The organism is Pseudoalteromonas sp. GW168-MNA-CIBAN-0100 (assembly GCF_040309225.1).
GTDB lineage: Bacteria > Pseudomonadota > Gammaproteobacteria > Enterobacterales > Alteromonadaceae > Pseudoalteromonas > Pseudoalteromonas arctica.
Genome location: NZ_JBEOOL010000001.1, coordinates 42,962 through 58,248, shown reverse-complemented (window position 1 = coordinate 58,248; position 15,287 = coordinate 42,962). Strand labels below are relative to the sequence as shown.

The following is a 15,287-nucleotide window of genomic DNA, read 5'->3' as shown; positions in this document are numbered from 1 at the left end:
CTAATCCTTTCTGACATTCCCGATGCTTCAATACACCATTTCCTAAAATTATTCTTCAAAATCATGCCTTGCTACACAACCTAGGAATGTAACAACTATCGCAGGTACAATTATTATTTTTATTTAAAGCTGCCATGCATAGCTAACTTTTGTAAAAAATGTACGCTGATCTCGCTCAATATTTTTAAGAGAATCGTCTTGGTAACCTCTATCTGAGTAACCCAAATAAAACAGTGTTTGCGCATTAATTTTATATGAGTAAACAAGCTGGCTGCCATAGTCTTTATTGATTTGACTAACTTGGTAAAAGTAGGCGTTTTCGTCTCTATCAATGTCTTCAAATTGTAAAATTAATTTAAGAATTGAACGCATGCTAAATTTATAATGAAGTCTAAAGTCGACCAAGTTAGCAGTAAACACACGTTTCCCTTGCGGGTTGTCTAATTGACTGTAGTTATGTTTTACATCGAGCTGCCAGTGGTCGTTAATATCCCATATAACTTGTGTTTGAGCGTTAAACACATCACCAAGCTGTTCATTTGTATAGTCAATACGGCTTGCATATTCGGTATATAAGGTGAGCTTTAAATCTTTAGTCGGTTTGAACCCTGTGTAAATATAACCAATATTTTGATTGTAAAAATTGCCATTAAAGTTTTCATAACGGTGCACTAAACCAATTTCAAAAATAGATTGTTTTTGGCCTTTAAAGCTTAAAAAGCCTTCGTATTCTTCTTCAAGTAAGTCGCCGTTTTGCGCCCACGTTTTATCCCAGTCAGCTTCGTATGACCATGAGGTAAGTAAATCAGATTCATCTCTGTACCATGTTTGTCCGCCACCAAAGCCTACTTTTTCATAATCAACTTTAGCTTGATAACCTAAATCGGTGCGGTAGTCCTGCCCAATATTTTCATAAGATGCAAATAATTTGTAATCACGTTTATCGCGGGTAAGTTCCAGGGCATATGCTTCATCTGACTGAGTTTCAGATAAGTTATAATTTTGAATTAAAAATTCAGAGTTACGTGTATCAGCAGATGATACTTGATACAAAAGAGTATCCGATTGATTAAACCAGTAGCTACCATCCACTGATAATACAGTGTTGTGATAGTCATCACTTTCTCTGTGCGTGCTTGAAAGGCCAATAGTACCCTGCTGACCTAGGTCATATTGATAACGCCCTGCGGCCGCATTCGTTTTTTCGTTTAAGCTTGCAAAGCCAGAGCCCTGATTCGTTGGCAGTAAAATATTACTATTGTCGTCATCAGCGAGCATTAACGCATAACTATGATCACCCGTTTTACCCGTTAATTTTGCACCTAAAGTAGGCTCTGCAATTGTACGTGTATATAAAAGCTCAAATAAGCTGCTTTTAAAGTAAGAAGCTCCATCTAAAAAGAAAGGACGTTTTTCAGCATAATAAATAGAAAAGGTTGTATTTACATCGAGCTCTAAAGAGTCTGTTTCTACTTGCGAAAAATCTGGGTTGATAGTCGCATTTAAAACAGCGTCCTTGGTTAAACCCCAGCGCAAATCTAAGCCCACTTCGGTATCTATATCACCATTATCCCAGTTACCCGGTAATTCAGATTTATTATCATTACGAAGTGCTGTCAATGTAGGGGTTAATTGAATATTTTTACTCGATTCAATATCGCTAAAACCCACTAACTTATCAAACTGACAAAGGCTACATTTTATATTTCTATCAAATCCCATATTTGATAGCTGATATAAAACATCACGTTGGTAGTTTCTCATGACTGAAAAACCCCACGTTAGCTCTTTTTTATTTTCAGGAAAGCGCAGTGCCTTAAAAGGAATACGCATTTCAACAATGTAACCTTTCTCGTTAATTTGTCCCGCGCTATCCCAAATAGCATTCCATGAGGTATCTGAGCTCCATCCATCAGTATCGGTCATTCTTATATCGCCTTGTGCACCAAGGGGATTCACATGAAATTCATAACCACTGCGTTCATCATTAAATGTATCAATAACAAGAATGACTACGTCGTCTTCCCATAGCGTATCGCGGTCACGAAGTGATGCACGAATTTGTTCAGGGTTTGGATCCTCTGCAATGAAGGCAACATATAAGTTTGTGCCATCTTCGTAAATAAAGGCATCAGTTTTTACAGGAGGTGTGCCTTTTTCGTTAGGCTCATCTTGGTAGAGTAGAGGTATACGTGTCGCATTTTGCCAGTGCGCTTCATCCATAACACCATCAATAGTGATATTTGAATCAATACGAGATAAGGATACTTGCTGTTTACTAGCCGCTACATCAAGGCTTGAGAGTAATAAAACGAAACTTAAAAATAGGAAGGTAAACTTTTTTATTATAGTTATAAAGTACTGCATAAACATCCATTTAGACTGTAATTACTCATAGGGAGTAACTTAAGCTGGGGATTGTAATTTATCCAGGTACATTTGTTAATACTTTGAAATAAAAAATTAACTATTTAATGATAAAGGAGTAACTAATTGTTACGTATTATGTTTCGAGTAGTTTAAGTTTATCGTCTATGCCATTCCATACATCAGCGTCCTCTGGTGCAGGTTTAACCTCTGTAATGCGCGGCCAGACCAGTGCAAGTTCAGCATTCAATTCAGTAAACTCTTTTTGAGATTCTGGTAATTCATCTTCTTGGTATATAGCATCAGCTGAACACTCAGGGACACATAAGCCACAATCAATACAATCAATTGGGCTAATAGCTAAAAAATTAGGGCCTTCAAAAAATGCATCTGCTGGGCACACTGAAACGCAATCGGTGTACTTACATTTTATACAATTTTCGGTAACTACAAACGCCATACTATTTTAATACCTAAGATTTTAAATAACAGCTGCGGATCATACCCATCCACCCCAAAAATACAATAAATAAGTGCCATATCACCCTATTTTAACGTAAAATACGCGCCTTATGTTTGCACACCAACTGTGCCCTACATCCCCTTATTGTGAGCGGTAATTAAAAACCCGCTATGACACCTAAAAGAGATATAAATGATACGTTTAACCGAAATAAAGTTGCCACTTGATCATGACGAAGATGCAATTGGCCAAGCAATTGTAAATAAACTAAAAATCCAACCAGAACAATTGCACAGCTTTAATGTGTTTAAACGTGGTTATGATGCACGTAAAAAAACTGCAATTTTACTTATTTATACACTCGATATAGAAGTAGATAACGAAGCTGATTTACTCGCAGCATTTGAAAAAGACCAACATGTAAAAGTAGCGCCAGACACAAACTATAAATTTGTAGCCCAAGCCAGCGAAAATATAACAGAGCGCCCTGTCGTGATTGGCTTTGGCCCTTGTGGTTTATTTGCAGGCTTATTACTTGCTCAAATGGGCTTTAATCCCATTATATTAGAGCGCGGTAAAGAGGTACGTGAACGTACAAAAGACACGTTCGGTTTTTGGCGTAAACGCACACTTAATACCGAATCAAATGTACAATTTGGTGAAGGTGGCGCAGGTACATTCTCAGACGGTAAGTTATACAGCCAAGTAAAGGATCCAAAACATTACGGTCGTAAAGTCATTACTGAATTTGTAGAAGCTGGCGCACCCGATGAAATTTTATACGTAAGTAAGCCACACATTGGTACGTTTAAACTTGTCACCATGATTGAAAAAATGCGCGCTCGTATAATAGAACTAGGCGGCGAAATTCGCTTTAGCACACGTGTTGACGATATTCATTTAGACGACGGGCAAGTAACAGGTTTAACGCTTTCAAATGGCGAGCAACTAAACACTCGCCATGTTGTATTAGCCGTTGGTCACAGCGCACGCGACACGTTTGATATGATCCACAAAAAGGGGATTTATGTTGAAGCAAAGCCATTCTCAGTCGGTTTTAGAATCGAACATAAACAATCAATGATCGATGAATGTCGTTTTGGTACAAATGCAGGAAACCCAATTTTAGGCTCTGCCGATTATAAACTTGTTCATCATTGCGACAATGGCCGCACAGTTTACAGCTTTTGTATGTGCCCAGGTGGCACAGTAGTCGCTGCAACCTCTGAAGAGGGCCGCGTTGTTACCAACGGTATGAGCCAATATTCACGCAGTGAGCGCAACGCTAACAGCGCTATTGTGGTAGGCATATCACCGGAGCAAGATTTCCCAGGTAATCCACTTGCCGGAATAGACTTACAACGTAAACTTGAAGAGCAAGCGTATGAGCTTGGTGGTAGCAACTACGATGCACCAGCCCAGTTAATTGGCGACTTTTTGAAAGGTAAATCATCAGAAAACTTAGGTGAAGTACAACCCTCTTACACACCCGGTATTAAGTTAACCGACTTGAGTAAAGTGCTACCACAATTTGCAATTGATGCTCTTCGCGAAGCGATACCAGCGTTTAATAAACAAATTCGTGGCTTTTCAACTAACGACGGTTTATTAACCGGCGTTGAAACACGTACTTCGTCGCCTATTAGTATTAAGCGTGATAAAACATTCCAAAGTATTAACACCAAAGGGCTTTACCCTGCAGGTGAAGGCGCAGGCTACGCTGGCGGTATTTTATCAGCGGGTATTGATGGTATTAAAGCGGCTGAAGCGGTCGCACTGTCTATGCTAGAAAACGCTTAAACCTCTTTTTTAAGCTGTTTATCGAAAAGCCTCACTTTGTGAGGCTTTTTTGTGCTAAATGTATAGAAAATAATAACACCTTAAGCACCTCAATAATGATCAAAACATTTACCTTTTCGTTGCTTAGTGTATTGGCAATTTTTAACGCTAAAGCACAAGAACTAAAAACCATCGATGAAATTCACAGTGCATATAAAAATAATTCTATTAATGCACAGCAACTCACCCAAAATTATATAGACCGAATTAATAAACTTAATCCACACTATAATGCGGTTATTAGTTTAGAGCCTACAGCGATTGCTCAAGCTAAAACGTTAGATGAACTTGCCGTCAATGGAACTTGGGCTGGGCCATTACATGGAATACCTGTACTTCTTAAAGATAATATAGAAACTAAAGGCACACTTCCTACAACGGCTGGCTCTTTAGCACTTAAAAATAACGTTACTAATAATGATGCTTTTGTTGTTAAACAACTACGTAATGCGGGCGCTATAATTTTAGGTAAAGCTAATTTAAGTGAGTGGGCAAATTTTCGTTCATCCTATTCATCTTCAGGCTGGAGTGCCGTAGGCGGACAAACACATAATGCGCACGATGTAACACGTAACCCATGTGGTTCTAGCGCAGGTTCTGCTGTTGCGGTAGCACTTAACTTTGCGCCCATAGCATTAGGGACTGAAACAGACGGTTCAATTACGTGCCCAGCTTCAGTAAATGGAGTTTATGCAATAAAACCGAGTATGGGCCAAGTATCACGCTCAGGTGTTGTGCCTCTTTCAAGTAGCCAAGATTCAGTAGGGCCGATGGCGCATTCTCTTAAAGATTCGCTGCTGGTTTTATCTGTTTTGCAAGGTGAGGACTCCCTTGATGCAACAACTACAGGGTTTGAATTAAAAACAGGTAATATAAAATCAAAATCGTCACTTATTATTGGTGCACTGCCTAGCGACAAATTTACAGTTGAAACGCAGCGCCTTTATGCCAAGCAGTTACAAGCATTACAACAGGCTGGACACACTGTTATTAATGTAGATATTACTGATAACTTAGATACGCTATTTGCTGATGAATACTATATTTTACTTTACGACTTCAAAGCCGAAATTAATCATTACCTCGCAAACACTCCAACACAAGTGGCTGTTAAAAGCCTAAAAGCACTTATTAATTTTAATATTCAAAATAAAAAAACAGAAATGCCCCACTTTGAGCAAGACATCCTAGTTCAATCGCAGGCTATTGATTTAACTAACAAACAAAAATACCAGGAGACTAAAGAACGCTATCGCACTTTAGCAACGACAGCCATTGTTAATGTATATAAAAACAACAAGCTTGATATTGTTATAGCGCCTACAGTATCACCGGCCTGGAAAACAGACTTAGTTAATGGTGATAATTTTAATGGCAGTAGTAGTTCGTTATCTGCTATTGCTGGCACAACGCACATAACCCTACCGGTCGGAAAAGTAAGTGGTTTACCGGTTGGTTTGTCCATAATAGCAAATAAAGAGGACGAGCAAGCGGCTTATGTATACGCAAATATTATTGATGAGGTGTTATCACCAGGCACAAAAAAACCTGAGTAAACTCAGGTTTTTTAAACTAAACGGCGTTAACTATGACTTTTTAAGTGACAGTTTTTCGCCTTTTAAGCTTTTACGAACGCTTGAAATACGTGAGCGATTTACTGCTCTCGCTTCACCGGTTGCTTGTCCTGATAACTTGTTAGAACGTGTACGGCGTAAATGCGCTGGTTTTTTACCAATTTTATCAATGAGTACTTCACGGTTACTTACTTCATAACCTTCTAAATATACACGTTTGATTTTTTGGCCGATTAGCGTTTCAATTTCAAACAAAGTGTTTTCTTCTTCACGGCTAACAAATGAGATTGCTTGACCTTGACGACCAGCACGACCTGTACGGCCAATACGGTGAACGTAATCTTCTGCAAGCCATGGTAAATCAATATTAATTACACGAGGTAAGCCATCAATATCAATACCACGAGCAGCGACTTCTGTAGCCACTAATACGCGTACCTTGCCTTCTTTAAATTCACGTAAAGCACGACGACGGTTACCTTGAGATTTATCACCGTGGCAAACGCCTGCCGGAATACCATCGAGGTTAAGCTCTTTAACAAGCTCATCAGCTGTTTCTTTCATGTTTACGAAGACAAGCACTTGTTGCCAGTTTTTCTTACCAATCAATTCAGAAAGTAGCTCTTGCTTACGACGTTCTTCAACTGGGTAAACAACATGCTCAACGGTGCTTGCTGTACTGTTAGTTTGATCAACACGGACTATTTCAGCTTGTTTCAATACTTTAGATGCAAATTGTTTAATTGCTGCAGGGAATGTAGCAGAGAAAAGTAAAATCTGGCGCTCTTCTGCACAGCTTTTAATAACGTTTTGCATATCTTCAATAAAGCCCATATCAAGCATACGGTCAGCTTCATCAAGAACAAGGTGCTTAACACTTGCAAGGCTTAAGTTACCTAAACGAATATGATCAAATAAACGACCTGGCGTTGCAACAACAATATCTACACCTTCTTTTAAAGCATTTGCTTGGCCGGCTGTGCTAACACCACCAAATAAGCTAACGACTTTAAGTGATGTATGCTTTGCAAAATCTCTAAAATTATTTGCAATTTGTTCTGCAAGTTCACGCGTTGGAGCAAGTACTAATGCATGAGGTGCATTAGTTGTGCTGAGTTCAGACTCAACCAATTTTTGGATGATAGGTAAAGCAAACGCGGCAGTTTTGCCGGTACCAGTTTGTGCACTGGCTAAAACGTCTTTACCTTTACGAACAGCAGGAATTGCTGCGCGCTGAATGGGCGTAAGGGTGTGATAGTTAAGTTCGTCCAACGCCTGGATGATTTCAGGAGCGAAACTAAAAGATTTAAAATTCATGCTGTATAACCTACGGCCACATTATCAAGGGTCGCAAATTATACAGTAAAAACGAGCTAACAGTTAGTTATAACTTATCTTTTAACGTGTTTAATCTACTTTATAGCGTTTAAATATTAAAGAGGTGTTAATACCACCAAACGCAAAGTTATTACTCATCACGTAATCGGTATTAATCTCACGCCCTTGATGCCTTATGTAATCAAGCTGAGCACATTCGTCATCAACGTTATCTAAATTAATTGTTGGTGCAAACCAGTTATCTGCCATCATATTAATGCTTGCCCATGCTTCTATTGCACCACAAGCACCTAATGTATGCCCCAAATAACTTTTTAACGAGCTAATAGGTTTGCTGCCCAATGCTTTAAACGTTGCGTGAGACTCGGCAATATCACCTTTATCTGTTGATGTACCATGAGCATTAACGTAACCAATTTTTTCTGGTTCTAAATTGGCATCTTGCAGTGCCATTTCTATCGCTAGTTGCATTGTTTTTGATGTTGGTTGAGTAACGTGCTGTCCATCAGAATTACAACCAAAACCAACCACCTCAGCTAATATTGTTGCTCCGCGCGCTTTTGCATGTTCGTATTCTTCTAAAATAAGTGTACCCGCGCCTTCGCCTATCACTAAGCCATCGCGATTTTTATCAAAAGGTCTTGGTGTTTGTTTTGGTGTTTCATTTTTTGTAGATGTTGCATAAAGCGTATCAAATACTGCAGCCTCTGTGATGCATAATTCCTCTGCTCCACCAGCCACCATTATTTTTTGTCGGCCAAACTTAATCGCTTCATAGGCGAAGCCTATTCCTTGAGATCCCGATGTACAAGCAGAGCTTGTTGTTATAACACGCCCTTTTAAACCAAAAAACACACCAACATTTACAGGGGCAGTATGCGCCATCATTTTAATGTAACTCGTGGCTGTTACACCTGACATCGACCCCGTTTCCATCATATTTGCAAAGGCGAGTAATGGCTCAGTAGAGCCCGTAGATGAGCCATACGCTATACCCGTAGAGCCATCTGTTAGACTTTCGTGCTCGAGTAGTTTGGCTTGTTCAAGTGCGCATTCAGTAGCACGAGTTGACATAAGTGACACTCGCCCCATTGAACGGATTTGTTTTCGTTTGTAATGACCTGGTCGCTCAAAGTGTTTAACTGGCGCGGCTAAACGAGTATTGAGGTCGTCAGCTATATCCCACTCTGGCATAGTAACAACAGCATTTTCGCCTTTAATTAAGGCTTGTTTGAATTCAGACCAATCATCGCCCAATGCAGTGACCACCGACATCCCTGTTACAACAACGCGTTTAATCAAACCATGCCACCATTAACCGAAATCACTTGGCGTGTTATGTAAGCTGCATCATCAGACATTAAAAAAGCGACTGTTCCCGCAACTTCTTTAACGCTCCCCATGCGTTTAAGGGGTATCATTTTCATCATTTCATCAATAGGTAATTCATCAGTCATCGCGGTTTCTATTAAACCAGGTGCCACACAATTAACTGTGATTTTGCGTTTTGCCAATTCTAATGCAAGTGCTTTAGTGGCCCCAATAATACCGGCTTTTGCTGCACTATAATTTACTTGTCCTCGGTTACCTGCAATACCTGACACCGATGACATTGTAATTATTCGCCCACCTTTACGGCTTTGTACCATAGGCATTACAGTTGGGTGTACTACATTATAAAACCCATCAAGGCCTGTACGTATTACACAATCCCAGTCTTCCCCTTGCATAGCAGGAAATGCCATATCGTTAGTAATACCTGCATTACACACCACGCCATAATAAGCGCCATGCTGAGCTATATCTTCTATTATTTGTGCTTTGGCCTGCTCTCTGTCGCATACATCAAATTGTAATAAACTGGTGGTTCTACCTAATGCATTAATTTCATCGCATGTTGCTTGAGCTTGCTCAACACCCGCTCTGCAATGTACTGCAATATCAAACCCTTGCTCAGCAAGTTTTAACGCAATAGCTTTACCAATACCACGGCTTGAACCCGTAACTAAAATTCTTTTTGTCATTGATTTTCTCTTATAAATTCCAACGGGTTTTCAGGCTGAAATACATTAATTTTTGCTTGGCAAAGTAGAGTTTCACACACGAGTATTTGGCATTCAAATACACTTAAACCTGACTCTTCTTGATATAGCTTTTTCACTTCAATAGTCAGCTTACTGCCGTTTTTAAAACACGGTTGATAAGTTTGATACTTTCGCGTGCCAATTAAAAAACCAATTTTTACAGGTTTATTTTCATCATTCGCTAACGCACCAGCGTAAGCGGCAATAGACTGCGCCATGTACTCAACACCAATATAGCTAGGTACGCCGTTAATTGCAGGACTAAAAAAAGGGCTTTGCTCAGTTATAGTAACGCCGCATTGAGCTTCATCTTCGCTGTGTGTTAAAAGGCTATCTATTAAAATCATAGGCGCATCATGCGGGACTACTTGCTCTATAGGGTAATTAGTCAACGTTAACTCCCAATATTAAGCTGGCATTATTACCGCCAAACGCAAATGAATTAGATAAGCAATATTTAAGAGCGGGCTTAAACGCTTGTTTTATTATTTTTATATCAGCCAAATCACTGCCTTCTTTAATCGCGTTATACGGCAGCATATGTTGGCCGCTGTCTTTTAATAATAACCAACATATACCGGCTTCAATGGCGCCTGCAGCACCAAGAGTATGCCCTGTTAAATGCTTACTTGAGCTAAGCGGGGTATTGTTGCCAAACACGCGATTAATTGCAAGTGCTTCCATTTCGTCATTTTTTACAGTAGCCGTACCGTGAGCGTTAATATAATCAATATCACCACAGGATAACTTTGCGCTTTTTAGTGCTTTTTCCATTGAGGCTTGGGCGCCCATCCCATTAGGATCGGGGGCTGACATATGATGCGCATCTGAGCTTTCGCCACTGCCTAGTAACATAATGCCGTTATTTGTTATTGGCTTATTTTTAGTCATTACAAATAAAGCGGCCCCTTCACCAATATTAATGCCGTCTCTGGTGCTAGAAAAAGGCTGGCATAAACCCGAGCTTAAAGAAGCGAGCGAGTCAAAGCCATTAATTGTTAATTGGCACAAACTATCCGCACCACCACAAATTACCACATCGGCTAAATCAGCATTTAGCAAAGCTCGGGCGCTAATTAACGCTTTGCTACTCGACGTGCACGCAGTAGAAATACTGTAACAAGGCCCTAGAGCCCCTATTTTATGTGCAATATAATGAGCGGGTGTAGCTAACTCTTGATCACTGTAACTAAAGTCATCAGGCCAGAGTTTTGTACTTTCATAGTTTTTACGCGCTCTTTCGCCATCATGAATACCTGATGTACTAGTACCCATTACAATTGCGATACGCGACTTATCAATATGCGAAAGTTTATCTAAGGTTGGCTTAATCTGCTCTAAAGCTAGATCAATAAATGTATTGATACGTTTATTATTTGATAAAGCAATAGACTGAACTTGCCCGACATACAGCGGAGTTTGCTCAGCACTTAAACTTTTATTTAAAGTTAATAAAGGAGTTGCAGGGTTATATTTATTTAAGCTTGTTGTGGTTGCATCTTGGCCTATGCCCATCGCACTCACAATGCCTAAATCATTCAGCCAATATGTCACTGTTCTACCTTTTTAAATGTTATTTGATACTGATGTAAAATATTGTTCAACGTTGTCGACTCATCACTATAGTCAATGGTGATAAATGTACCTTCATCGTTAAATACTTCCCGATTAGAGCCAACCTGCTCTATTAAAGCACCCTCTAACTGCTTTTGTAAAAATGCTACTGGCCAATGTACTAATGCAATATCCGCTAAAATATAATGAGGGTCTATCCCTTCTACCGCCAGCATATTTCGTGTTTTTACTGGGCCATTTAAAGGTTTTTCAAGCTCCATAATCGGAAAGCCTTGCACTGTCATTAACAATAACTTAATTGCACCTTTGTCATTTATAGCTAATTGGGCAAATACAGTGTGTGTGTTTTGCTGATTCGTAATATACAAAACATGCTGCCAAGACTTATCAAACATTTGTGCTGGCACACTATTAATATTTAATTGAATATTAGGTGATAGATACACTCTATTTTTAGATGCTGTAAAACTCGTACATGCGCTCAATACAGCAAATATAAATACACTACACACCACATACTTAATTAATTTTGACATAACTGAGCCAACACATTTAAACGGCGTTCACTTTGTGCAACAAATGGGTTATTTGTATCCCATGCGTAGCCCGCTAAAATAGCACTAATCATTTCTCGCACCTGAGTATTTTGTTCAGAGTAAAATATCACATCCTGAAAACGCGTATCGTACCACCCTGTTACAAATGTTCTAAAACAATCGACTCCAGCTTGTAATGGCTGTGCGTAGTGAGCGTCAAAATCGACGACTTCGTTTTTTAAATAGCGATCAACAAGTGGGGCAACTAAATTTGCAGATTTGAGTGCAATTGTTACACCTGATGAAAATACCGGGTCTAAAAATTCCCCCGCATTACCCAATAAAGCAAAGTGCTTACCATATAACTTACTCACATTTGCCGAGTAGCCTTTTATATTTTTTGCTGGAGTTAATAACTCACGCTGTGCTAACAGTGTTTTTAAATAAGGGTCTTGCTCTATAAATTGATTTAGTAAATCGCTAGATTCATCATCATTAAAACGCTCTGACTGCGCCACAACCCCAATACTCGCAGTACCATCACTAAAGGGAATAAGCCAATACCACACGTCTGAATATTGAGGGTGTACGGTAATCAAAATTTTATTTCGATCGAAGCTTGTATCACTAATATTGTCTTTAAAGTGACTAAAATAAGCGCTTCGAACAGGAAAGTTAGAAGGAAGCTCTAAATCTAACAATTTTGGTAATACACGCCCAAAGCCACTTGCGTCCAATACAAATCGGGCATTAACGCGATAAGCTTGCTGCTGCTCATTGTGTACCACTAATGATGCACCATTTGGCTCATCACAGTAGTCAACCACCGTGTGCTTATATCTGATTTCTACGCCTTGTCCTTGTGCTTTGTCTGCTAATAATTTGTCAAAGTCGGCTCTTTTCACTTGATACGTAGTGTCTGGGCCTTTAGTAAATTTTTCAGTGAAATTTATAGTTGTATTTTGCCCTGCCCGATGAAAAGCAGCGCCATCTTTAAACTGAAAACCTAAAGCCGCTGCATTGTTATGTAGTGTATCGATTAAGCCCGCGTCTTCTAAGTACGCCATACATTGCGGCAGTAAGCTTTCACCAATTGAAAAACGTGGAAACGCCTGCTGTTCAAGTACCAGTACCCGCCATCCCTTTTGAACTAAAAGACTACTAGCCAATGCACCAGAAGGCCCAGCGCCAATAACAACAACATCGTACTGCTCAAGGTTATTCAAATTATTGTTCCTTTTGAGGCTTTAAAACACTCAGCGGTGATAAAAAGTAAATAGCTAAAATCCCTACCATTACACTCAGCCCAAAGCTAAAAATAGCCGGTGTATCAGATGCACTCAACATGCCAAATACCCACATTGATGACGCAGCCGATAAGCTAATCGCTAACACATTTTTGGGCTCTAACTTATTTATTTGATAAAAAACGAGGTAATCAATTGCTAAGGCAATAACAAGTAACGCACCGAGTAAATTAAATAACGACAAGCTACCTTGAATCGCATTACATACCCAAAGCATGCTCAACACCACAACAGATAAAATGGTCACCTGCAGCAGCGCTATCTTAATCGTAAATCGCCAACTAAAAAGCAGCCAACTAATAAAACCCGCAAGCACTAGGCTTAATAGTAAATATTCACGGTAATCACTTAATAAAGCACTAATTTGTTTAGGTTTATTATAAAGGTAAATTCCATTGTTTTTTTCAACCTCATTAATTAGTTGATCAGATGAAATACCCGAAATAGACACCCACGTTATCGATTGTTCTGACTCAACAACCATTTGAGAAAGCAGTAATGGTTTAAATGTACTCGTGGCGAGTGTTTCATAAGTTAATAAGGGCGCTTTTGTACTTACTAACGCTTGCCCTGTAATGCGCTCTGCAATATCCAAAGTCCCTTTGTTTTTAGCCTGTTCAAACAAGGCTTGGTTATCCCTCTGCTTTTGTAAACTAGGCAACCAATGGCTAATGCTATTATGTTTAAAATTAGGGTTTAGTTGGGTTAAGCGTTTTAAAAACTGTTCTTGTTTTTGTAATAGCGCTTCGTCGCTATCTGCAAACATAAAAACAATTTGACTATCCCATTGCCCAAGTAATAACAAATGCTTTTTTTCATTTAGCATTAAATGTTCGGAGCTTGCATTTAATAGCTTTACATCGTCATTAAAGCTAATAGGTTTTATTAAAAATAACGCACTTATAAGGGCTAATAATGTAATGAGTATTGGCTTGTTTAAACTATTGCAGTATAAAAAAACCTTAATGAGCTTTTGACTCATCAATAAACTCGAAGGCGATAACGTGAGTGTAGATTGCCACAATGGCAAAACTAAAACTGTAAATAGCCAAGCACTCACTAAACCCGCAATAACAAACACACCAACTTGAGATAATAACGTGAGTGGTGCACCTAGTAAGCAACAATAACCCAGCGTAGTCGTAATAAGAGAGAGTAAAAGCGCAGATTGAGTCCCTTTGCTGTAGCCTTTTTCATGCTCTTTTTTGGCTAAGTCAGTCATACCATGGAATGCATAATCAATGGCAATACCAATCAAGGTAACTGCAAAAACAAGCGTTAATAAATGAATAGTATTAAACAGCAACACCATAGCGATAGCGCCACCAATAAGTGCGCTCAGTACGGTAAAGCTTGCTAATAAAATACTGTTTAAACGCCTAAATACCCAAAATACCATAGCAATAAGGGCTAATAAGCTAATGCCACCAAACAGGCTCATCTCGTATTTAGCTTGTTTAGCATTTTCAGCCGTATGAAATAGCACACCAGAGTAAGTAATGCTTAAATCAGGGTAGGTTTTATTAAGTATATTTATCTGTTTAATTATCGCGCCAGCTAAATCAATTGATTTATTAACCCCTAAATTTTCGGGCGCTAAGTTTGCCAAAATGACACGGTATTCAACGCCTTTTAAGCGTCGAGTTAAACGACCTTGTTCAAGCGTAAACAATTGGCTTTGTTTTAAGTTATCTTCTATAAATGCCGCTAAGCTCAAACTTGTATCTTTGCTTAAGGTAGCACTTACAAATGGGTTGCCTAACTGATTTAATTGCTCAAGGTAATAATGTTCAAACGTTGTTTTTTTGCTTAATGTTTGCTTGTAAGTATCACTTAATAACGCATGTTTGAAAGGTGAGAATGTTTGCGCTAAATCGTTAACGGACGGAAAGTTAAATGTGCTTTTAATTGCATTATCGTCAAGCCATTTTTGGAAATCATCAAATGCTTTATTTTTATTATTTCCTACAAACGAGAACATAATACGGTTAGCATTTTGCTGAAAAAAAACATCTTCCGCATGTGCAATTTGGGAATGCGACTTTGGCAATAAGCTAAACATATCGGCGCTAAACGTTGGTTTAGACAGCCAAAAAGCTGCAGCAAAAAGTAAAATTAAACTGCTAAACCACCCTACAATAACGGTAATTCGTTTTGTCACTGCACTATTCCCTTAATTAACCACTGCATTATTTAAAAACATA

General features: G+C 39.0%; 12 protein-coding genes. 2 read left to right on the top strand and 10 right to left on the bottom strand.

The annotated features are described in order from the left end of the window. Window positions 1–123: 123 nt before the first annotated feature. Both AAEY62_RS00305 and fdxA read right to left on the bottom strand, forming a co-directional pair. Window positions 124–2,367: a carbohydrate binding family 9 domain-containing protein gene (locus AAEY62_RS00305; RefSeq protein WP_024591757.1), complete on the bottom strand. Its 2,244-nt coding sequence runs from the start codon at window positions 2,365–2,367 to the stop codon at window positions 124–126. A gap of 136 nt (window positions 2,368–2,503) precedes the next feature. Continuing rightward, window positions 2,504–2,827: a ferredoxin FdxA gene (gene fdxA, locus AAEY62_RS00300; RefSeq protein ID WP_002958626.1), complete on the bottom strand. Its 324-nt coding sequence runs from the start codon at window positions 2,825–2,827 to the stop codon at window positions 2,504–2,506. Window positions 2,828–3,022: 195 nt separating this feature from the next. On the opposite strand from fdxA, the gene AAEY62_RS00295 reads away from it, so the two are divergent. Continuing rightward, window positions 3,023–4,630 carry an NAD(P)/FAD-dependent oxidoreductase gene (locus AAEY62_RS00295; RefSeq protein WP_024591756.1) on the top strand — a complete coding sequence of 536 codons (1,608 nt, stop codon included), beginning with the start codon at window positions 3,023–3,025 and terminating at the stop codon, window positions 4,628–4,630. A 95-nt stretch (window positions 4,631–4,725) separates the two neighbouring features. Then, complete coding sequence (locus tag AAEY62_RS00290) at window positions 4,726–6,225, top strand: amidase family protein (protein ID WP_350634413.1); 1,500 nt, start codon at window positions 4,726–4,728, stop codon at window positions 6,223–6,225. Window positions 6,226–6,255: 30 nt separating this feature from the next. Here AAEY62_RS00290 and AAEY62_RS00285 read toward each other — a convergent pair whose 3' ends face one another. The 8 genes from AAEY62_RS00285 to AAEY62_RS00250 all read right to left on the bottom strand — a co-directional run bounded on the left by AAEY62_RS00285 (window position 6,256) and on the right by AAEY62_RS00250 (window position 15,244). Continuing rightward, window positions 6,256–7,560, bottom strand: a complete 1,305-nt coding sequence (locus AAEY62_RS00285) for a DEAD/DEAH box helicase (RefSeq protein WP_002958629.1) — start codon at window positions 7,558–7,560, stop codon at window positions 6,256–6,258. 90 nt (window positions 7,561–7,650) lie between these two features. Then, window positions 7,651–8,880: a beta-ketoacyl-ACP synthase gene (locus tag AAEY62_RS00280; RefSeq protein ID WP_024591754.1), complete on the bottom strand. Its 1,230-nt coding sequence runs from the start codon at window positions 8,878–8,880 to the stop codon at window positions 7,651–7,653. After that, complete coding sequence (fabG, locus tag AAEY62_RS00275; RefSeq protein WP_024591753.1) at window positions 8,880–9,605, bottom strand: 3-oxoacyl-ACP reductase FabG; 726 nt, start codon at window positions 9,603–9,605, stop codon at window positions 8,880–8,882. Before fabG ends, AAEY62_RS00280 begins: the two co-directional genes overlap by 1 nt. After that, window positions 9,602–10,057, bottom strand: coding sequence for a hotdog family protein (locus AAEY62_RS00270; RefSeq protein WP_024591752.1), 456 nt, complete (start codon window positions 10,055–10,057; stop codon window positions 9,602–9,604). Before AAEY62_RS00270 ends, fabG begins: the two co-directional genes overlap by 4 nt. Next, window positions 10,050–11,219: a beta-ketoacyl-ACP synthase gene (locus tag AAEY62_RS00265; RefSeq protein WP_024591751.1), complete on the bottom strand. Its 1,170-nt coding sequence runs from the start codon at window positions 11,217–11,219 to the stop codon at window positions 10,050–10,052. Before AAEY62_RS00265 ends, AAEY62_RS00270 begins: the two co-directional genes overlap by 8 nt. Then, complete coding sequence (locus AAEY62_RS00260) at window positions 11,216–11,776, bottom strand: DUF3261 domain-containing protein (protein WP_024591750.1); 561 nt, start codon at window positions 11,774–11,776, stop codon at window positions 11,216–11,218. Before AAEY62_RS00260 ends, AAEY62_RS00265 begins: the two co-directional genes overlap by 4 nt. After that, the gene (locus AAEY62_RS00255; protein ID WP_024591749.1) at window positions 11,764–13,002 is read right to left on the bottom strand and encodes an NAD(P)/FAD-dependent oxidoreductase; all 1,239 of its coding nucleotides are present in this window, start codon (window positions 13,000–13,002) and stop codon (window positions 11,764–11,766) included. Before AAEY62_RS00255 ends, AAEY62_RS00260 begins: the two co-directional genes overlap by 13 nt. Window position 13,003: 1 nt before the next feature. Further along, complete coding sequence (locus tag AAEY62_RS00250) at window positions 13,004–15,244, bottom strand: MMPL family transporter (RefSeq protein WP_350634412.1); 2,241 nt, start codon at window positions 15,242–15,244, stop codon at window positions 13,004–13,006. Window positions 15,245–15,287 lie beyond the last annotated feature (43 nt).

Bases quoted from the DNA above. Each gene is read 5' to 3' on its own strand.
- AAEY62_RS00305 (WP_024591757.1), bottom strand. From the start codon at position 2,367: ATGCAGTACTTTATAACTATAATAAAAAAGTTTACCTTCCTATTTTTA.
- fdxA (WP_002958626.1), bottom strand. From the start codon at position 2,827: ATGGCGTTTGTAGTTACCGAAAATTGTATAAAATGTAAGTACACCGAT.
- AAEY62_RS00295 (WP_024591756.1), top strand. From the start codon at position 3,023: ATGATACGTTTAACCGAAATAAAGTTGCCACTTGATCATGACGAAGAT.
- AAEY62_RS00290 (WP_350634413.1), top strand. From the start codon at position 4,726: ATGATCAAAACATTTACCTTTTCGTTGCTTAGTGTATTGGCAATTTTT.
- AAEY62_RS00285 (WP_002958629.1), bottom strand. From the start codon at position 7,560: ATGAATTTTAAATCTTTTAGTTTCGCTCCTGAAATCATCCAGGCGTTG.
- fabG (WP_024591753.1), bottom strand. From the start codon at position 9,605: ATGACAAAAAGAATTTTAGTTACGGGTTCAAGCCGTGGTATTGGTAAA.
- AAEY62_RS00260 (WP_024591750.1), bottom strand. From the start codon at position 11,776: ATGTCAAAATTAATTAAGTATGTGGTGTGTAGTGTATTTATATTTGCT.